This window comes from Achromobacter sp. (assembly GCF_057314935.1).
Genome location: NZ_DBHKZA010000007.1, coordinates 1 through 21,500 on the forward strand (window position 1 = coordinate 1; position 21,500 = coordinate 21,500).

At 67.3% G+C, this 21,500-nt stretch carries 8 protein-coding genes; 6 read left to right on the top strand and 2 right to left on the bottom strand.

Features of this window, described 5'->3' with window-relative positions; translation table 11 throughout:
* Positions 1 to 11,612, bottom strand: an 11,612-nt coding sequence (locus tag ACO6D5_RS03975) for a two-partner secretion domain-containing protein (RefSeq protein ID WP_485824656.1), incomplete at its 3' end; no start/stop codon positions are given.
* Positions 11,613 to 11,679: 67 nt separating this feature from the next.
* Positions 11,680 to 13,389 (bottom strand): ShlB/FhaC/HecB family hemolysin secretion/activation protein, encoded by a 1,710-nt coding sequence (locus ACO6D5_RS03980; RefSeq protein ID WP_485824657.1) that lies wholly within the window; start codon positions 13,387 to 13,389, stop codon positions 11,680 to 11,682.
* A gap of 333 nt (positions 13,390 to 13,722) precedes the next feature.
* Here ACO6D5_RS03980 and ACO6D5_RS03985 point away from each other — a divergent pair, with 333 nt between their 5' ends.
* The 6 genes from ACO6D5_RS03985 to ACO6D5_RS04010 all read left to right on the top strand — a co-directional run bounded on the left by ACO6D5_RS03985 (position 13,723) and on the right by ACO6D5_RS04010 (position 21,457).
* The gene (locus ACO6D5_RS03985; protein ID WP_183013121.1) at positions 13,723 to 14,235 is read left to right on the top strand and encodes a winged helix DNA-binding protein; all 513 of its coding nucleotides are present in this window, start codon (positions 13,723 to 13,725) and stop codon (positions 14,233 to 14,235) included.
* A 9-nt stretch (positions 14,236 to 14,244) separates the two neighbouring features.
* A complete protein-coding gene (locus ACO6D5_RS03990) occupies positions 14,245 to 16,098 on the top strand; it encodes a dipeptide ABC transporter ATP-binding protein (protein ID WP_315529511.1) in 1,854 nt (617 codons plus the stop codon).
* Between the two features lie 50 nt (positions 16,099 to 16,148).
* Positions 16,149 to 17,681 (top strand): ABC transporter substrate-binding protein, encoded by a 1,533-nt coding sequence (locus tag ACO6D5_RS03995; RefSeq protein WP_315529512.1) that lies wholly within the window; start codon positions 16,149 to 16,151, stop codon positions 17,679 to 17,681.
* Between the two features lie 166 nt (positions 17,682 to 17,847).
* Positions 17,848 to 18,771, top strand: coding sequence for an ABC transporter permease (locus ACO6D5_RS04000; RefSeq protein ID WP_006225779.1), 924 nt, complete (start codon positions 17,848 to 17,850; stop codon positions 18,769 to 18,771).
* A 5-nt stretch (positions 18,772 to 18,776) separates the two neighbouring features.
* Entirely contained in the window at positions 18,777 to 19,646 is an 870-nt protein-coding gene (locus tag ACO6D5_RS04005; protein WP_006225778.1) for an ABC transporter permease, read from the top strand.
* Positions 19,647 to 19,717: 71 nt separating this feature from the next.
* Positions 19,718 to 21,457: a M14 family metallopeptidase gene (locus tag ACO6D5_RS04010; RefSeq protein WP_485824658.1), complete on the top strand. Its 1,740-nt coding sequence runs from the start codon at positions 19,718 to 19,720 to the stop codon at positions 21,455 to 21,457.
* Positions 21,458 to 21,500: the final 43 nt, after the last annotated feature.

Here is a 21,500-nt window from a genome sequence, read left to right on the forward strand (position 1 = left end):
CTGCTGCTCTTGCTGTCCGTCTTCTGCTCGAACGCATTGCGCGCCGCTTGCAGCACGATGTCGCCTTCGGCCTTGAGCACCACGTTGTTGCCCGCAGACAGGTTCGACCCCGTGACGGTGATGTCCGAGTCCTGGCCCGCGCCCTGCGCGACGATGGTCAGGTCTTTACCGGCCGACACCGTCGAACCAAATCCGCTAGATGAACTACGGTTGGTCGTGCTGCTGCTTTTGCTGGTGCCCAGGCTAAGCTTGAGGCTGACGCCGCCAACCTTGTCGATCTCGTTGGACGAGCCGGGCTTGGCAAGTTCAGCCGCCGCTGCGGCTTTGGCCGAGGCTTGCACCGCGTCATACGCATTGACGGCAGCCAGGCCTGTCGTGGCGCCAGCCAGACCCTTCATGACGGCGTTGTCCGTCTTGCCTGCCGCTTCCCCCATGCGCACGCCGGTTTGCACCGCGCTGACCACGGGATTGCTGGCGGTAAGCGTCAGCCCCGTCTGCTTGATCTCGTGGAATTCCTTTTCACGCGTGGTGTCCAGCGCCGCGCCGATGTTGACTTCCTTGCCGATCAGCGTGATGTCGCCTTGCCGCGCGATGACGTTGCTGCCCATGATGTTCAGGGCATTGCCGGCGTTGATCAGCACATCGCCTTCCACGCTGCCGACGGTGCTGGCGTTGTGAAAGACCTTCTTGCTATCTAGCGAATCCGTCTGTTGGCTGGTGCCGTAGCTAAAGCCGCCCATCGCGCCAAAGCCCGACTTCTTGACCATTTTGTAGTCGTAGCCGTCCTCGGCGTTCTGGCCCGGCAGGATATTGACGTCGCGCTCGGCGGACAGCACCAAGTCCTTCTGCGCGCCGACGTTCGAGCCCGCCACGGTCAGGTCGCGTCCGGCCATCAGCACGGCAGTGTCACCCGTGAAGGTGGTGGCCAAGGACTGCTCCCAGTCCAGGGCTGTCTTGGTGTGGGTGGTCTTGGACGAAAGGAAGCCCGTGGTCTTGTAGCGGACCTCGTCGTAAGCCGAGCCGGTTTCTGCGCCGGCGATCAGATTGATGTCGCGCCCGGCCCCCACGGCGAGCTGCTTGCCAGCGGTGACGTCGGCCGCACGCGCTTTGACGTCCTGGCCCGCGATCATCGTGAGGTTGCCACCCGCGGCGAGGGTCGAGCCGATCTCCGTGCTGGTGCTCAAGTCGTGGCGGTTCTTGGCGTTCAGGACCAGGGATTCGCCGTGGCTTTCGGTAAGCGTCCCCAGGGCGATGTCGCGGCCTGCCTGCAGGCGCGCATCGTCCTTGACGGAGACCTGCGCGGCAGTCAGGGTGATGTCGCGCCCGGCCTGCATGCTGAGATTGCCGGCATCGACGCGGGCGACGCCGCTGATGTGCGAGCCCCAGGTGCTGCCGAAGTCCTCTGAAGCCGCGGTGGACGTGAGGGCGATGTCTCGTCCCGCCTTCAAGGCAACGTTGTCGCCCTTGATCAGCGAGACCAGGTTGGTCAGGTCTTCGCGCGCGGCAAGGTCGACGGTGGATCCCTGGATCAGGCCGCCGGCCTGGTTGACGATATTGCCCGCCGTCATGACGGTGGCGTCGCGTGCGCCGATGGTGCCGCTGTTGACGATGTCGCCTTCGGCCGCCAGTTTGACGTCCCGGCCGGCCATGAGCGTGCCGTCGCCCCTGAGGTCGCCGTCGCGGACCAGCAGGTAGACCTGGGGCACGAGCACGCTTTCGGTGGTGCCGTCGGGCAACGTGACGGTCTGCTCCACCAGCCAGACCAGGTCGGTCGACAGGTGGCGCTGCTGCTCCTCGGTCAGTGCGACGCCAAGCTGGATGCCGTTGTCGCGGGCGAATTGCGCGCCAGCGGCGAGCAGGGCCTTGTACTGGCTGTCGTTGTCGCCGTAGTTGTCGAGGAAGCGCTGGCCGGTGGTGGCCAGGATCTGGTCAGACACCAGCTTTTGCTCGTAGAAGCCGTCGCCCAGGCGCTTGGGCTGGCCCGAAGGCGTCAGGAACTTGGCGCCCGGGGGAACCAGGGAGTCCCAGCTGCCCAGGCGAGCACCCGACAGGTTCTTGCCGCCGGCGATGGCGGCTGCGCCGCCGGCCGAGAGCGCGCCGCCCGCGCCCGGCGTGGCGCCGGTCGGGCCGGACGCGCCTTGTGCGTTCAGGCGCTGGCCGTCCAGGCTGCCGCTGACACCGACCATGGCGCCGCCCTGGCCCGCACCCGAGACCGAGCCGGCGCCCACGCCGGCATTGACGGGGCCGGTGCCACCCTCGCCGTCCTGGCGCGGGCCGTCCAGGCCCCCGCCCGAACCAGCGCCGCCGCCGATGATGGTGCCCGGCAGCGCGCCGGGCTGACTCAACAGGTCGAACAAGTAATCGCTGGAGACGGTGGGCCGCTGCCCGACGAAACGCGGATCGGTGGCGACGATATAGGGCGCATCCGGTCGCCCGTTGACGGTGTAGAGCTGACTGTCCGGAATGCCGGCCGGGTTGGAGACGGTGCGCACCACTGTTCCGCCGGGCAGGTCGACGCTGGCGACCAGCACCGGGCTGGGTCCGCTTCCACCGTTGCTGGCGCCAGGCGCGGAACCGTCGAGCTTGACTGCGGCGTATCCCTCTGACGTGCCGACCGGAAGCTCGATGGGCTGGCCGGCCAGGGTGGCGTTGTACGCACTGGCGTATTCCTTGCGATCACTCGAACGCGCCTGGGTGACCGTGGCGGTGCCGACTCGTGTGACGGTGCGTTCGCCGCCCGCGCCAATGTTGTTGATGGCGGGACCGGCCACGGTGAGCGCGCCGCCTGCGGCGATCTGGCTCTTGTCGTTGGTGACCGAGCCGGTGAGCGTCATGGCTCCGCCCGACAGGATCTTGCCGGGGTCGGAAGAAACGGTACGGGTCTCGGTGACGGTCTCCTGTACGCGGTAGTAGGTGAACGTGCCAACCAGGCGATTGTTGAAGTCGGCATTGAAAGCGCGAATGCGCGCGTCCAGCAGGTCATGCCGGCCCTCGTCTCGCGCGATCGCCGCGTCACGCTCCGGCGTCGACACCATTTCGCACTGCACGCCCAGGCAGGACTCGATCATCGGCGGAATATTGCCCTCCGGCGGTGGCACCCCGAATACCGACCAGATCTTGTCTCCCGGCGCATAGCGCGTCTTTCCGACACAATTCTCGGTATTGACGCCGCTTGACAGGCATTCGCGCAGATTCGCGATACGCGCCGGCGCAATCGGTGCATCCTGCCCCGCCTTCCCTTTGTAGGCAGGCGCGTAGTCAAACGGGGGGCCGTACTGCGACGCCGGATAGGTGGTCGACGGCAACAGGAACATGCGCTCCGGATCGTCGTCCAGCCAGGCCGGATCCTTGCTGCACATGGGCGTCACTTCATCGCACAGCCAGTTCGTTTCGGCGTCATACATATCGGTGGTGCCGGCCGGCGTGAAGTACACCTTGGGCGTGGCCGACAGCTGCACCGTTTCGCTGACGTAGCGGTCGTTCTGGTTGCGGATGGACGCCGCCGAGATGTTGGCGTTGCCGGCCACCTCGATAGTGGCCGAGGCGTTCAGCAGCGAGACGGCCTGGCCCGTGGCACGGCCGGCGGCATCCAGCGCGCCGCCGATGCGCAGGTCAGCTCCCGTGTAGACCAGCGCGTGGTCGCGGTTGACCAGCGAGCCCACGCCCAAATCCATGCTGTCGCGCGAGGCGATGACGGCGCCGCCGCCCGCGCCCGCGCCGTTGACCAGCGAGCCTGCCTGGATCGTGACGGCATCGCCATAAATGCGGCCCGTATTGTCCAGGCTGCCCGCGGTGATGCGGGTCGAGCCGCCGTCGATCAGCCCAGCGTTGTTCAGGCCCTGCGCCACCGTGATGGTGTTCACGCCACCGGCCAGCAACGCTCCGGAAGCCTGGTTGTTCAGCGAATCCGCCGTGATGCTCAGGTCGCGGGCGGCGGTGATCGTGGCGCGGTTGTCCATCGCGCCGCCGACCGACAGGTTCAAATCGCGGCCGCTGGCGATGTCGCCTTCCTGGTTCAGGGACCCCGCGTATTGGAACGACAGGTCGCCCGCCGATTGCAGCATGCCCAGCCCCTGCAGCACCTGCGTAATGACCGTCAGGCTCTTGCCCGCCTGCACCTTGCCCTGTGCGTTCTTGAACGTGTCGGCGACGATACTGGCGTTGCCCTGCGAGGCGACTTCGCCGCCTGTGTTGTCCAGTTCCTTGGCGGTCAGAGCAAGGTCCTCGATCGCCTCGATGGAGCCCGCCTGGTTGTTGACGCGGTCCGCCACGATGGAGACCACCTTGCCCAGCACCCCTTTGGGCGGCGCGTCCGCGGCGCCCAGCGTACCGCTGTTGTCCAGACTGGCCGCGTTCAGGGTCAGCGCGTTGTCTGCCTGGATCAGGCCGCCGCGGTTATCGATTGCGCCGGAGGCGGTGACGGTGAGGTCTTGGGCGGCCAGCGTGCCGTCGCGGTTGACGATGCTTGCGGCTTCAATGTACGCGTCGCCAGCGGCGGCAATCAGCCCGCCGGTGCTGTCGAGTTGCCCGCCCAGCTTGATCGCGGCGTCGCCCGTCGCGGTCAGCTTGCCGCCCTGGTTGCGCAGCTTGGCGCCGGTGATGTCCAGGGTTGCCCCCTGCACGACGGCATTGCTGGTGTCTATGTTGCCCGGTGTCGCCAGGGCAAGCTTGCCGACCGCGGACAGTTTGCCGCCCGCCAAATCCAGCCCACCCGCGGACAAGGTCACATCCTTGCCGGCCAGGCTGATGCCGCGATGCACGATGGCTCCGGCCGTCAGCACAATGCTGCCCGGCAGACTGAGCGAGCCATCGGCGCCCACGCCCGCGACGAAACGGCCGGCGTTGGAGAGTTGCCCCAACGTGGTGGCGACCAGATCGCCGCCCGCCAATACCGACCCCGTGTTGTCCAGCATGGATCCGGCCGACAGGCGGGCGCCCGTGCCCGCCGAAGCGACGCCGGCGTTGATCAGCGCGCTGCCGGCGCTCAAGTCCAGCGCCGCACCCGCCTGCAGGCGGGCGTCCTCCAGGACGGAGAGCTTGCCGCCGGCGTTGACGATGAGGTCGCCGGCTTGCGTAGCGGCAATCCCGCCCAACGTTGCGTCCGTGCCTGCCCGCAGCGTCATGCCTTGTTCCGCCGCCGCCGCGCCGAAGGCGCTCAACGCGCCACCCGCTTGCGCGGTCAGCGATCCTCCCGCCTGCAGGCGCGAATCCACCCCCAGCGAGAGGTCACCGCCCTGCGCGTGCAAGGACAGGTCGCCCTGCAAGGCGGCGACCGTGCCGTCCACCGTCATGCGGCCGCCCGCAGTCAGCGATTGCGCGCCGCCCGCCAGCAGGCGTCCGGCCGCTTGCAGCGAATCTTGGGCGGTGGCGATCAGACTGCGGCCGGCCTGCGCCAGACCGGTGGCGCCGACCGCGATGTCCCGGCCCGTCAGCGTCAGGTCCGCGTCGGTGGCGGCGGTGCCGTCCACCCGCGCGTCGCGCGCGGCGGCAAGCGCCATGTCGCCCACCGAGCTCAGAGCGCCCGCCGCGTACAGGTCGCGGTCAGCGCGGGCCGTCAACGTACCCGCGGCCTGGACCTGGCCATCTTGCTTCGCGATGAGGTCGCGTCCGGCCGTGATCGTGGCATTGCCCGCCGCGCTCTCGCCCAACGCGGCCACGACGCCGCCCAAGCGGGCGTCGCCGGTTGCGGCAAGCGTCAGGCCGCCGCCCGCGGCAATGACGCCATCGGTGTCCAGGTCCGCGCCCGCGCTAGCGCTCAAGCCACCCGAAGCCTGCATTCTGCCGGCGGTGCCAACGCGCAGGTTCTGGCCGGCATTGGCCGTCAGGCCGCCTGCGAGCGCGGTGGCGATGCCGTCGATGCGAACATCGCGCAAGGCGCCCAGGACGATGGGCGAGCCAGCGGTCGCCGTGCCCGTGATGAACAGATCGCGGCCCGCCTGAGCTTGCAGCGTGCCGCCGCCGCCCGCACCCGTCGCGGTGCCCGCAGTGCCGGCGATGCGCAAGTCCTGGCCTGCGTTCAGCAGCAGCTCGCTGCTACCCTGGGCCAGGCCGGCCTGGCCGATGGTCAGATTGCCGCCCGCGTCGGCGCTGAGACTGTCGTTGGCCACCGCCTTGCCGTTCAGCTCAGCGTCCGTGCCGGCCTTCAGAACGATGTCTTGCTGACCGGAGATCGTGCCGTTCGCCAGCAGCTTGCCGCCCGCTTGCGCCTGCAGCAGCCCGCCGGCTTGCAGCGCGCTTTGGCTGCCCAGCGTGATGACGCCGCCGCTGCTGGCCTTGAGCGCTCCCGCATCGGCCAGCACCGTGCCATCCACCGACAGGTCCTTGTCGATTTGCAGTGCCGCGGATTGCCCCGCCACCAGCATGCCGGCCAGCGTCGCGCTGTCGGCCTGCACGTCGACCGAGCCATCGGCCTGCTGGCGTGAATCCGCCGTGGTAGCCAGCGCAGCGCCGGACAAAATCGTCAGCTTGCCCGCAGCCAGACTCTGCCCTGCAAGGCTGATGTCGGATACCGCGTCCAGTATCACGTCCGCCAGCGAGGAAACCGTGCCCGCCGCCGACAGCGTGCCGCCTGCGCGCGCTTGCAGCACACCGCCCGCCAGCGCCCGGCTACCTGCCGACAGTGCCATGTCCAGGCCCGCGATCAGATCGAGCGTACCGTTGGCCGACGCGGCGGTTCCGGACAGATCCATCCGGCCGCCCGCTTCCAGGCGCGCGCCCTTGTCGCCGCGCACGGCCCCGGCCAGTTCCAGATTGCCCGCAGCCGCCAATCGCGCCTGTTCCGAGGCGTCGAGCTGCGCCGCCGCGCCGACGCGCATGTTGCCCCCTGCACTGAAATCCAGCGCGCCGTCGGCGCCCAATCTGCCGTCCACGCGGACGTCGCGCGCCACGCGCAACGCCGCATCGGCGGAGGACACCAGGATGCCGTCCAACGCCAGGTCGCGGCCGGCTTCCGCCAGCACGCCCTTGCCTTGCAGCTGGCTGACAGCGCCCAGCCGCATGTCGTTGCCGCTCTTCAGGTTCAGCGCACCGCCATAGGCGAGCGCGTTGCCGTCCACGCGCAGGTCGCGCGCGGCATCCAGCGCCATGCCGCCTTCGGCCAGCGCGGTGCCGGCAAGGTTCAGGTCCTGCCCCGCCCGCAGCGCCATCGACGCGTCGGATTGAAGGTGCGAACCAGCCGCGGCCGTCAATGTCTGGCCCGCGCTCATGTCGAGGCCGCGCGCCGCGTAGACCTGCCCTGCCAAGGTCGCGGTACGCGCGGCCTGCATGGTCAAGGCATCCAGCGAACTGAGCGCGCCCGCCACGCGCAGGTCGCCAAGCGTCGTCACAGTGACCGGACCCTTTGCTGCCACCCGCGCAACTTCGCTCATCGACAGGTCGCCGCCGGCGTCCAGACTCAGGCGGCCGCCGCTGGCGGCAAGCGCGCCGTCGACGGAAAGCTTGCCTGCGGCGGTCATGGTCATGTCGCCGTTGCCGCGCCATGCACCGGCCAGCGTCATATCGTTGCCGGCCCGGGCCTGCGACGCCCCTTCGGCATCCCATTGCGCCGTCGTGCCCATGGCAAGGTCGCGCCCGGCGACCAACGACAGGTTGCCAGTGGCCGCGGCCTTGCTATCGACGCGCGCGTCGCGTCCTGCGGTCAACAGGATGTCGCCGCGCGACGCCATCGCGCCGCCCGCCAGCAAATCGCCGGTAGCGCGCGCCGACACGCCATTGCCCTGCGTGCGGCTGGCGTTGCCCAAGCGCAGGTCGTTGCCTGCATCCATCGTCAACAAGCCGCCATAGGCCAGCGCCGCGCCATCCACGCGCAGGTCGCGCGCGGCCTCCAGCGTCAGGCCCTTATTGGTTTCGGCCTCGCCGGCAAGGATCAGGTCCTGGCCGGCACGCAAGGCCATGCCCCCCTCGGATTGCAGGCGCGCGTCGGCGCCCGCCAGCAACTGTCCCATTGCTTCCAGCAGCAGCGGGCCGTCGGCCAGCAGCTTGCCCGTGACCGTGGCGTCGGTTCCCGCTCGAGCCGTCAATCCGGCCAGCGACGACGCCGTGCCCGCCACGCTCAGCGCGCCCTTTGCGATCATGGACAAAGGCCCGCCCGCCTGCGCGCTGCCGCCCACCGCCAAGTCGCCCTCAGCGGCCAGGGTCAATGCGCCTTGGGCCGCGCCGGCTGTGCCGCTGACATCCAGCGCGCCTCCGGCGCGCACATCGGTGCCCTGGTTGCTAAGCAGGCTGCCTGGCAAGGCCACTTCGCCCCCCGCCTGCAGGTTGGCCATACCCGTCGTTTCGACCTGGCCCGTGAGCTTCGCCTTGTCCTGCGCACGCAGCGTCAAGTCGCCATCGACGCTGAGCCTGGCGCCGAACACCGCGTCGCGGCCGGCGGTCAGGGTGGCCGATCCTGCCGAGACCATCTGGCCGCCGGCGATGAGGTCCCGCGCCGCCAGGGCGGTAACACCCTTGCCCTGCGTCTTGCCGGCATCGCCCAGCAGCAGATCGCTGCCGGCGTTCATCGCCAATACGCCGCCGTAGGCCAGCGCGCTGCCGTCCACGCGCAATCCGCGCACCGCGTCGATCGCGATGCCGCCGTCACTCAAGGCCGTGCCCGCCAAGCTGGCGTCCTGACCCGCGCTCAACGTCATGTTCCTGGACGATTGCAGTTGGGCGGCTTGGCCTGTCTGCAAGTCCGTGCCTGCGTGCAGCAACAAGGTATCGCCGGAGAGAAGTTGTCCGCCCACCTTTGCGCCGCCCGCCGATGCCAGGGTCAACGCCCCCTGGCTGGCCAGTTCGCCGTCCACCGCCAAGGCGCCACCGCTTTCGCCGCGCAACGCGCCGCCTGCCTGCGCCTTGCCCTGGCTGCCCACCGTCAGGCCACTTCCTGCCAGCAGATCGATCCCGCCCGAAACCGCCGAGGTTTCACCGTCCAGCCGCAAGGCGCCGGCGGCTTCGATGCGGTTTCCGTTGTTGCTGCGCACGGTGCCCGCCAGCGTCGCATCCTGCCCCGCCTTGAGTTGCGCTTTGCCTTCGGCGTCCAGTTGGGCGCCCTGCGCAACGGCCAGATTGCGACCGCTTTCGAGTTTCACGTCGTTCGTGGCCGCGGCTTTGCCGCCCAGGCTGGCATCGCGGCCGGCGTTCAGCGCGATATCGCCGCGCGCGGTCACTGCGCCATCCGCCTGCAGATCGCCACCGGCACGCGCCGTCACGCCTTCGCCCTGCGCACGGCCGGCGCTACCCAGCCGCAAACCGTTACCTGCGTTCAGAGACAACTCGCCGCCATAGGCCAACGCGGCGCCGTCCACGCGCAGGTCGCGGCCCGCGTCCACGTTCAGGCCCGCATTGGTTTCCGCCATGCCGGCCAAGGCCAGGTCGTTCCCGGCGCGCACTTGCATCGCACCTTCCGATTGCAGGCGCGAGTCCGCGCCCGCCGCCACCCGGCCTATCGCATCCAGCAGCAACGGGCCGCCGGCCAGCAGCTTGCCGTTGACGGTGGCATCGCCCGCGGCCTGGGCCGTCAGCCCGGCCAGGGATGACACGGTACCGGCCACGTTCAACGCACCCTTCGTGCTGAGCGCCACCGGGCCGCCAGCCTGCGCGCTGCCGCCCACGGTCAGATCGCCGTCCGACGCCAGGGTCAACGCGCCTTGGGCCGCGCCGGCCGTGCCGCTGATGACGAGCGGCCCGGCCGCGCGCAGCTCCACGCCCTGATTGCCGCTCATGCTGCCCGTCAGCGTGGCGCCGTCACCGGCTTGCAGTCGCGCGCGGCCTAGCGATTCCAGCTGTCCGGTCACCGCCGCGGCACCTTGCGCACGCACGTCCAGATCGCCGCGCGCCAGCACTCGCGCACCTACCGCGGCATCGCGTCCCGCCTTGAGTTCCACCGCGCTCTCTGACACCAGTTCGCCGCCGGCCCGCAGATCGCGCGCCGCGTCCAGCCCGACGCGCTTGCCCTGCGCCTTGCTGGAATCACCCAGGCGCAAATCGCCCCCGCTCTTCAGGTTCAGCGCGCCGCCATAGGCCAGCGCGCTACCGTCCAGGCGCAAGTCTCGGGCGGCCTCGATGGACAGCGCACCGTCCGTCAGGGCCGATCCGGCCAGCGTGACGGCCTCGCCCGCGCGTATCGTCATGCCGCGCGCCGACTGCAGCTGCCCCCCGGCATCGGACACGACGTCCGCGCCAGCCTGCGCCTGGAGCGTGCCGGACGCGTATACCTGGTTCGGCAACACCAGGTCACGACCCGCCTGCAGCGTGACGCCTTCCTTTGCGGACACGGTGCCCGCCGCCATCGAAGCGCCGCCGCCCTGCCCACCGGGCGTGGCGGAATCCGGCGTCTTGCCGGCTTCACTGCCAGCGCTTCCCGAACCCGTGCCGGAACCCGTACCCGTACTGGAACCGTTTCCGCCGGCATTGCCGCCGGTCCCGCCCTGGCCCGGCTGCGGCGCGACCGCTTGGCCCGCCACCTTCAGGTTGCGGCCAGAGGTTGCGCTCACATTCTGATCGGTGGTCAGCAGATTGCCCGATAGCGACAGATCCTTGCCGGCCGCCATACGCAAGGCGCCTTGCGTGCGCAGGCTGCCCTGCGTGCCGACGATGGCGTCACCGCCGGCCGCCACGCTCAAGGCCCCGCTCGCCGCGACGTCGCCCTGGACCGAGACATTGCGCACTGCGGCGAGCGCGGCGGTTCCGCCGGCCTGCGCCGCGCCCTGCACGGCCAGGTCACGGCCGCTGTCCACGCGCAGATTGCCCGCCGCCTGCACGGTAGCGCGCGGGGCGATGCGGACATCGCCCGCGGCGTTGACCTGCAGGTCGCCGGTCAGGGCGACCAGATTGCCGCCGATGTTCACGCCCACGCCGGCCTCGGTGCCGATCAAGCGAATGCTATTGGCGTACATGCCGCCCAAGGCCGCGGTATCCAACGCCAGGGCAGGCGCCTCCCCCACGCCGCCTTGCGCCGATACGGCGCCCGTCGAATAATCGACGCGCGACGCACCGGCCGTCACATTGAGCCGATCCGCCCACACGTCAGCGTTGATCTCCAAGCTTCGGGCAATCAGGTCGACCTGCCTGACATTGGCTCCATACAAGCCCTCGCCCTCCACGCGGATCTTGCCCGCGCCCACGTCCAGCGCAATGCTCCCGTCCCGGCCGACTTGCGGCCGCCCCGTCGTCAGGGTGGCACGGTCCGCATTCAAGAAGCCGCAGCCATTACAGGTGATGCCCGCCGGATTGGCGACGATGATATTGGCCCGGTTGCCCGCGACCTCCAGCGTGCCCAGCAGTTGCGACGGATTTGGCGCCGTGACCTGGTTCAGAATCGTCGTCGCGCGCTGGTTGCCCAACATGACGTTGCCGGCGACTTGCCCGGCTAGTTGGGATTGGCTGGCCCCGCCGCTGTTGTTCAGTACCACGCCCGATGGGCCCACGTTGAACTGGGTATAGCGGTTGTTGGAAACCCCGCCCGCCGATGGCGGCGCGATGTTGACGACGGGCACGCCGTTGGTAACGCCGACGGATGGCTTCGCTCCGGACACGTTCTTGTCGACAGAGATCGGCAAAGTCTGGGCCAACAGCGGTGTCCACACCTGCGTGAACACGACGGACCAGACAATCAGCGAACGAAGCTTGGACATGAGGCCTACCTGAGAATGCAACTCGGGGATTGAGCGGGCCGTCACCGCAAGGTGAGGGCGCGGGCGATCAGAACTCGAACATCACGACCATCGAAAACACGGTGGTCGACGTCTTTAGAGACTCGGGCTTTTTCAACGGCCAGCCGGCAGACAGGTCGTAGCTGGCATTGACATAAGGCATGGAAAACCGGCCGCGCAATCCGGCCACCGCGCCGACCAGGGTGCGACCGGACAGGAACGCGGCGGACGGGCCGCCGACGCGGCCGACATCGACACCGGTATAGAGCTGCTGCCCCGGCAAGCCTGTCAGGCGCTCCAGATTCAACGAAAGGTCATTGCGCAGCGACCAGCCGTCTTCGGCGGCCAAGGTCATCTGGCCATCGAAGCCGCGCACCGCGTAGCGGTTGCCGATAGTGAAATAGTCTGCCGGCACGACGGCGGTCTTGGCGTGCTGGATCTGCCAGTTGCCTTGGTACGCGAAGGGCTGGTCCGCAATCTTGAAGGGCACATAAAGACCGATACTTCCGGCATAGATGGTGCTACGCCCGTTCCAATCGGGGTCGCCGTAGACGTAACCCGGTTGATCGGAATAATGCGGCAACGTGCCGCGCACCCCGCCCCCCACGTCCAGCACCGACTGCCCCAGATACTGGCGATGCCCGTAGCTGAACTCGTAGCCGGTAACGTCACGGCGTTGCACATCGATGGGCACATCGTCCAGGGTGCTGTCCGTGCGCTTGCGCAACAAGGTGAACGACGCGTTCCCCTTGTAGGCCGAACCGCGATAGGGCACGACGGAGACGCCCGCCTGCAGCTGCTTGGTGGTTCCGCCGTAGATGATGGGCTCGTCGAAGTCGGCCACGGTCTGCCGGTAGGTCGACTTGCTGGCGCCCGCGAAGAACGTCCAATAGCCGAAGGGAATGCTGTAGTTCAGTGACGCCGCACGCGTGTTCGAATTTGAGTCGCGCCAGCGTGCGTTGCTGTTCCAGGACACCGATAGTTGGTCATATAGAAACAACGGTGAATCCAGGGTCAGCCCGGCATTGACCTGATATTTGCCGACGGTCTCCAAGCCGCCGTTGTCGCCGCCGACATAGCCGTGCCAGCGCTTGCCGGCGCCCGGACGGATGACGATGTCCGAATCCCCCAGCTCGGGGCCGGGCGCGACATCGATCGCCGCGCCCGCCTGACCGGCCAGCCTGCGAATATTCTCCAACGCCTGGTCCAGATCGCGCTGGTTCAACTCGCCGCCGGGGCCCGTCGGCATCGCGGTGCGCCACCAGCCGACGGTGCTTTCGCCTTTGACGCCGGATATGCGCCCCGGCACATAGCGCAGCGTCAGCCTGCCCTCCGCCAACGATTGTTCGGGAACCAGCACACGGGCGGTCACCCTGCCGCTGTCGATCAGTTCACCGGTGAGATATTCCTGCAATGCCCGCAAGCCTTGCCCGGCCACACATTGACCCACCACCGCGCGGCTGGCTTGCAACACGAATGCCGGCGGCTGCGCGCCATCCCAAACCAATTGTTTGATGGCGAAGCAGGGAGTCTCGGCCGGAAACTGCAGGGCTCTTGCGGCAGGCTGGGCGTCGGGACTCAGGACGTCGGGGCGTTCAGCGGCCCGCTGGCGTTGCGCATCGATTTCAAGTTCCTGCCGGCGCTGGATCTCGGCGGCGCGCCCACCATCCGGCAACGGTTGAGCAAAAGCGGCTGCCGAAGACCCGATTACGGCGACTGCAACCAGCCCCCTCCCTCGCCTGAACAAAGCAACTCCCATACGTCTGTCTCATGCAAAAACCGCGCTGTTCTGTTTATTTTTGATATTTCTAGTTACTTATTTCACTGCATAGGGGCGATGCATATCCTTTTATGTCCTTTTACATTGCAACCGTCGCCGCCAAAATTAGAAGAACTTGCGCGGAAAAGAAATCAGATGAGTCCGAATTTCGTGCCTTATCGCGAATTCCAAAATATCGGTACCCGCGTCGCATCACTCAGGTAACGCACGCGCCCCTTATTTCCCCGGGTTATCCCGAATGCCTCCATAACAACAAATCGTCAATAATTCGCCAACGTTTTGTCATCGATCCGTCCCTTACTTGCCTTGTCCATGTCTGTATCCGTCCGGGACGTCATTGTTTCCTCTGCTCACCTCGCCTCGTCTGCCCCGGAGTTGTCCGAGGTGGAATTCGGCCTGATCATCGCGTCCCACGCCTTCAACCGCTGGATGGTGCGCTGCATGGCGTGCGCAGGCTTGCCCGAACTGACCTCGCTGGACATCCTGGTGCTCAACCATGTGTTCCACCGCGGCCGGGGCAAGAAGCTGGCGGATATCTGCTTCACGCTGAATGTCGAAGACACCCACCTGGTGAACTATTCACTGAAGAAGCTGGAACGGCTGGGCGTGGTGCAAAGCGCCAAGACGGGCAAGGAAGTGATCTACACGACGACCGAAGCCGGCGCCGCCGCGATCCAGCGCTACGCCGAAGTGCGCGAGCAATGCCTCGTCAAATCGTTCATCGACTCCCCCGCCGCGGACGACGCCAACCACCAGTTGGCCAACACCCTGCGCACCCTCTCGGGCCTGTACGACCAGGCTGCCCGCGCCGCCACCTCGCTGTGAGAATCCACGTTGTCTAGCACTACTGCCTCTTCGTCCGCCCCGTTGCTGTCCGTACGCGGCGTATCGGTTGATTTCAATACCGAGAATGGCGTGTTCCGCGCCGTCGACGGCCTGGACTTCGATGTCCGGCCCGGCAGGACGCTGGCGATCGTCGGCGAATCGGGCTCGGGCAAGTCGGTTACGTCCATGGCGATCATGCGGCTGACCGACTACACCAGCGGCCGCATCGCCACGGGCCAGATCCTGTTCCGCGACAACGACGGCCGCGAGACCGACCTGACCCAGGCTACCGACGAGCAGATGCGCGCGATCCGCGGCAACGACATCGCGATGATCTTCCAGGAGCCGATGACCTCGCTGAACCCGGTCTTCACGATCGGCGACCAGATCGTCGAGGCCATCATGCTGCACCAGCAGCTGTCCCGCTCCGCCGCGCGCCAATCGGCGCGCAAGCTGCTTGAGAAGGTGCGCCTGCCGGACGCCGAGCAGTTGCTGGACCGCTATCCGCACCAGCTGTCCGGCGGCATGCGCCAGCGCGTGATGATCGCGATGGCCCTGTCTTGCCAGCCGCGCCTGCTGATCGCCGACGAGCCGACCACCGCGCTGGACGTGACCATCCAGGCGCAGATCCTGAATACCATCCGCGAGTTGCAGCGCGACCTGGGCACGGCCGTCATCTTCATCACGCACGACATGGGCGTGGTGGCCGAGATGGCCGACGACGTGGTCGTAATGCTGCGCGGCAAAAAGGTCGAGCAAGGCACCGTCGACGAGATCTTCAACGCGCCCAAGCATCCCTATACCCGCGCGCTGCTGGCCGCCGTGCCGCGGCTGGGCAGCCTGACGGGCAGCGACTTGCCGCGGCGCACGCCGCAGACCGTGCTGGAAGGCGACACCCTGCGCGAAGTGGGCGAAACGCGCGAACAGGACACGGCGCGCTACGACGAACCCGTGTTGCGGGTCGAAAAGCTGACTACCCGCTTCGACGTGGGCCACAACCTGTTCGGCCGCGTCACGCACCGCGTGCATGCCGTGGAAGAAGTGAGCTTTGACGTCTACCCCGGCGAAACGCTGGCGCTGGTGGGCGAATCGGGCAGCGGCAAATCCACCATCGGCAAGACCCTGCAGCAACTGGTGGCGCCGACCTCGGGCGCGGTGCGCTACAACGGCCAGGACATCTTTTCGATGGACGCCGCGGGCCGCCAGCGCCTGCGCCAGGAAATCCAGTACATCTTCCAGGATCCCTACGCGTCGCTGGATCCGCGCAAGACGGTGGCGTTCAGCATCGCAGAACCCATCCGCACGCACGGCCTCCTGGCCGGCGACGCGGCCATTGCGCGCCGCGTGGGCGAACTGCTTGAGCAAGTGGGCTTGAAGCCCGAACACGCCAAGCGCTACCCGCACGAATTTTCGGGCGGCCAGCGTCAGCGCGTCTGCATCGCGCGCGCCCTGGCCAGCAACCCCAAACTGATCATCGCCGACGAATCCGTGTCGGCGCTGGACGTGTCCATCCAGGCGCAGATCCTGAACCTGCTGATGGACCTGCAGAAAGACCGCGGCCTGTCCTACCTGTTCATCACGCACGACATGGCGGTGGTGGAAAAGGTCAGCCACCGCGTCGCGGTGCTGTACCTGGGCCAGATCGTGGAACTGGGCACCCGCCGGCAGATCTTCGAATCGCCGCAACATGCCTATACCCGCAAGCTGCTGGCCGCGGTGCCGGTGGCTGAACCCGGCCGCCACATCGACACGTCGTTGATCGAAGGCGAAATCCCCAGCCCGGTCCGCCGCGTGGGCGACGAACCCGCCATCATCCCCCTGATCGAATTCGCGCCCGGCCACCAAGTGGCCCGGGCGGCTTGAATCCCCCTTTTTCCCTCGGCCCGACCCGACTTCCCGTCCCTGGAGCGAACATGCAATCCCTACGCACCACCTTCACCGCCGCCGCCCTGACCCTGGCGCTGGGCGGCGCGCTGCCCGCCGTCTTCTCGACCGCGCATGCCGCGGGCACGCTCAGCGTGGCCATCAACCAGGACCCGGGCAGCTGGGATCCGATCGACACCTTCGTGACCTTCTGGGGTTCCGTGGGCGGCAACCTGTACGACGGCCTGACGATGCGCGGCGCCGACCTGAAGCTGCAGCCGGGCCTGGCGACCAGCTGGGAATACCTGGACGAGAACAAGCGCCTGCGCTTCAAGCTGCGCGAGGGCGTCAAGTTCCACAACGGCGAACCCTTCAACGCGGAAGCGGTGAAGTTCACCTTCGACCGCCTGCTGGGCGCGGAAGGCGCCAAGGGCCCGCAGAAGTCCAACTACGACTCGATCGGCGAAGTCAAGGTCGTGGACGAGCACACCGTCGACTTCATCCTCAAGCAGCCCGACCCCGTCCTGCTGACCAAGTTGGCCGGCTACGGCGCCATGATCGTGCCGCCGAAGTACATCAAGGAAAAGGGCGAAGACTTCTTCAACACGAACCCGGTCGGCACCGGCCCGTTCAAGTTCGAAAGCTACCAGCCCAAGGTCAACGTGACCCTGGCGCGCAATGACGAATACTGGGGCGGCAAGCCCAAGCTGGACAAGGTCGTGTACCGCTTCATCGGCGAACCCGGCACCCAGGTCGCCGAACTGCAGGCCGGCCGCATCGACATCGCCACCCTGATCCCGCTGGGCCTGATCGAGACCGTGAAGAAGTCCGGCAACGCCGACGTCATCTCGACCGGCGGCCCCGTGGCCTTCGCGCTGCGCTACAACACCAAGAGCGGCATCACGCAGAACCGCGACGTTCGCCGCGCGCTGATCATGGCGGTCGACCGCGAAGCCATCGTCAAGCAACTGCTGCTGGGCCAGGCCAAGGTCATCGCCAGCTTCCAGGGCCCGCAGTCCTTCGGCTACAACCCCGAACAGAAGCCCCTGCCGTTCAACCCCGCCGAAGCCAAAAAGCTGCTGGCGGCCGCCGGCGTGAAGCCGGGCGCCACCGTGCAGATCGACGTGCGCGGCAGCGACTCGAACTTCCGCGAAGTGGCCCAGGCCGTGTCGGGCTACCTGCAAGCCGTGGGCGTGCGCGCAACCATCAAGCCGTATGAAACCGGCGTGCTGCTCAACGACATCATCCCTGGCGGCAAGACGGGCGAGATGTGGCAGAACCAGTGGGGCGGCTGGACGTACGACTACGACAACACCGCCTACCTGATGTATCACACGGGCCAGAAGTGGAACCCGTACGACAACGACGCCAAGCTCAACGGCATGCTGGAAGCGCAACGCACCGTCTACGACGTGAAGAAGCGCGAAGCCATGCTGCAGGAAATCGCCGGCTACGTGGCCGACCAGGCGCTGGAACTGCCGCTGTACAGCCTGAACACGATCGTGGGCGTGAACAAGCGCGTGAAGAACCTGGAAGTCCCGGGCGACATCCGTTTCCGCTTCCTCGACGCCAGCGTAGAGTAGCGTCCCCCCGAAGCGCTACCGCGCTTCCCCCCAGGGGGCATGCCTCGGGACCGGCAAAGCCGGATCCCTCGCATCCCGCTGGTGCGATACCCGTTGAAGCATCGACGATGCCCGTTGAAGCAATACCATTACCGACCCTCTCCGGCGCAAGCCGGAGCGGCGCCTTATGACCGGATTTCTCATTAAACGCGTGTTGCAGGCGGTCTTCGTGATCGTCGCCGTGACGCTGCTTGTCTCCTATGCCGTGCGCCTGACCGGCGACCCCGCGCTGATGCTCAGCCAGGGCTCGGGCAGCGTCACCGAACAGGACCTGGCCAACATCCGCCAGGCGCTGGGCCTGAACCGCCCCTTTCACGAGCAATACCTGTCGTACATGCAGGGCCTGTTGCACGGCGACTTCGGCCGCAGCTTCATGGGCGGCACGTCGGTGGCCAAGCTGATCGGCGACGCGCTGCCCGCGACGCTGATGCTGGCCTTCACGTCGCTGATCTTCTCGATCCTGATCTCGCTGCCGCTGGGCATCCAGGCGGCCATCAAGCGCGGCAAGACGACCGACCAGGCCATCCGCATCCTGTCGCTGGTGGGGCTGTCGTTTCCCAACTTCTGGCTGGCGCTGATGCTGGTGCTGCTGCTGTCGATCACGTTCCCGCTGCTGCCGCCTTCGGGCTGGAGCGGTCCGGCCAGCCTGATATTGCCGTCCCTGACGATGGCCATCATCCTCAGCGCCACGAACATCCGCCTGGTGCGCACGACCATGCTGGAAACGCTGTCGGCGCAGTACATCATGGTGGCGCGCAGCAAGGGCCTGAAGGAACGCGTGGTGCTGTACAAGCACGCGCTGCGCAATTGCGCGATTCCGCTGATCACCTACCTTGGCCTGCAGTTCGGCGGCCTGATCGGCGGCATCGTCGTCATCGAGATGGTGTTCAACTGGCCCGGCCTGGGCACGCTGGCGTTCGACGCCATTTCCGGCCGCGACTATCCGGTGCTGCAAGGCACGGTCACCGTGCTGGCCACCGTCATCGTCCTGGTCAACCTGATCGTCGACATCGCCTACGGCATCGTCGATCCCCGTATCCGCACGCGGTAAGCATCATGCAGACAACCACCCCCACCGCCGCCGCCCCCAAGCCCTTCAAGCCGCGCAGCCGCTACCGTTCGCTGGAATTCGTGCTGGGCGCCCTGCTGACCGGCGTCATGGTCCTGCTGGTGCTGACCTCCGGCTGGCTGTTTCCGGACGGCGGCGAATCGATGGACCTGGCCGCCCGCCTGATGGCGCCCTTCTCGTCCGCCGCGCATCCGTTCGGCACCGACCCGCTGGGCCGCGACGTGCTGGCCCGCGTGATCGTCGGCGGCAAGATTTCGCTGATGGTGGGCTTCGCGTCCGTCCTGGGCGGCGCCCTGCTGGGCATCATCATGGGCCTGATCGCCGGCTACTACCGCGGCTTCTGGGACATGATCGTCATGCGCTTCGCCGACGTGCAGCTGGCGCTGCCCTTCATCCTGGTCGCGATCACGTTCATCGCCATCCTGGGCGGCGGACTGTTCAACGTGATCTTCTTCATGATCGTGTCGCAATGGGTGCAATACGCGCGCCTGGTGCGGGCACAGGTCCTGGCGTTGCGTGAACGCGAGTTCGTGCTGGCCGCCCGCGCCTTCGGCGTGCGCGACCTGGCGATGATCCGCCACCACATCGTGCCCAACCTGCTGGGCCCGCTGGTGATCCTGATGACGCTCAACGTCGCCAACAACATCCTGCTGGAAAGCAGCCTGACCTTCCTGGGCCTGGGCGTGGATCCGATGATCCCCAGCTGGGGCGGTATGCTTGCGGATGGCCGCACCTACATGCAGACCGCATGGTGGGTCAGCGTCTTCCCGGGCCTGGCGATCATGCTGACCGTACTGGGCCTGAACCTGCTTGGCGACTGGCTGCGAGACCGCCTGGACCCCACCGGTAAGGTGTAAAGCACAAATGCCCCGCAAGGGGCATTTTTCCCATTGCCGGATGACGAAAGAACTCCGAAGGAACACAAAGCATGTCTTTGCTGGAAAAAACATTCGACCGCACGCTGGACGCCTGGACCCACGCCTATATGGCGCCCGCTTGGCGCGGCGCGGTCGTGGAAGGCTGGCTGTTTGAGGGCGTGGACGCCCGCCGCGCGGCGGAAGCCCGGCTGGCGCAGGCCGGGGTGACGGCGCGCTTTCGCAGCGCCTACAAGCCGCTGGTGCATTTCTTTCTGGAAGACGTCGAGCGCGAAGGCCTCGTGTCCGCCCTGGTGCGCTACCCGCTGCACGAGCACGCCCAGGCCAAGCGCTTCACGCTGGAAGCCTACCCGCTGGTCGCCTTGATGGAAGGCGTGCGCGTGGTGATGCAGGCCGGCGCATCCGACCTGCACTACGACGTCACGCTGACCTACGCCGACGGCCGCAAGGTAGAGACGCGCGTCTTCGCCCCCAACCAGCTGGGCCAGGCCCAGGACGGCAAACCTGAACTGTCGCCCACTGGTTGGCTGCGGGTGCGCGACGCCGATGGGCAGGTGCAGACCGACGCCGCCCATGCCACGGAATACCAGCAGGTGTTCCGCAGCATCGTCGACACCGTGCGCAACCACCCCTGGGGCGCGCACGAGCCGTACTTCGACCGTCTGGAAATCCGCGTTGACCTGCCGGGCATGGACTTCGCCCTGCCCGTGGACGAAGAGATCGTCAGCACCTTCGAAGCCCTGCACGAGGACGTGTATTTTTCGTTGCTGGAACACTTCCAGCACCACTCCGGCCGCCCCTCCGGCGACCGTGGCCTGCAGCCCGGCCAGATCATCCCCGACATCCGCCGCCATGACGGCGCCGCGCGCGTACAGATTTCGGTCGAACCGTTCGAGGCGCCGGCGCCCGTCGTCGCCACGCCGCTTGACGCCCCCCTGGCCCAGCGCCGCGAACCCCTGACCGCCGGCCAGATCGCCGGCTGCATGGCGGCGTTCGTCGGCGACGACTTCCAGGCCGTTTCCCGCCAGGGCCGCCCGGTGCTGGGCACCTATGTGCGCGGCCCCGGCCCCGCCGTTTTCATTTCGGGCGCGCAGCACGCCAACGAGACGTCCGGCGTCGTGGGCGCCTTGCGCGCGGCACAGACGCTGGCCGCCCGCGGCAACGCGCATTTTGCGCTGATCGCCGCGGAGAACCCGGATGGCTATGCGCTGTTCAACCGCCTGCGCGAACACCATCCGCGCCACATGCTGCACGCCTCGCGCTACAGCGCCCTGGGCGACGACATCGCCTACCGCGAACACGCGCCGTTCTTCGAACGCGACGGCCGCCACCAGGCGCACGCGATCAGCGGCGCCCAGCTGCATATCAACCTGCATGGCTACCCCGCGCATGAATGGACGCGTCCGCTGTCGGGCTACCTGCCCCGCAATTTCGAATTGTGGACGGTCCCCAAAGGCTTCTTCCTGGTGTTGCGCCACCATCCGGGCTGGAGCGAACGCGCACGCCGCCTGATCGAAGGCGTGACGGCCCGGCTGGCCCGCAATGTGCCGGGGCTGGTGGAATTCAATGCGCGCCAGCTGGAACTCTTTCATGCGCACGCGCTCGAATCGGGTTTCGACGTGCTGAACGGCATTCCGGTGCAGATCACGGAAAGCGACCGCGAAGAACTGCCGCTGGCGCTGATCTCGGAGTTTCCGGATGAAACCGTCTACGGCGACCGCTTTGTTTTCGCGCATACTGTGCAAATGGAAACCGTCCTGGCGGCAACCGAGCTTTATCGTTCAGGACTGTAGGCAGGATGAAGGCGCGGCGGCCAAGGACCGCGGCGCCTTTTGA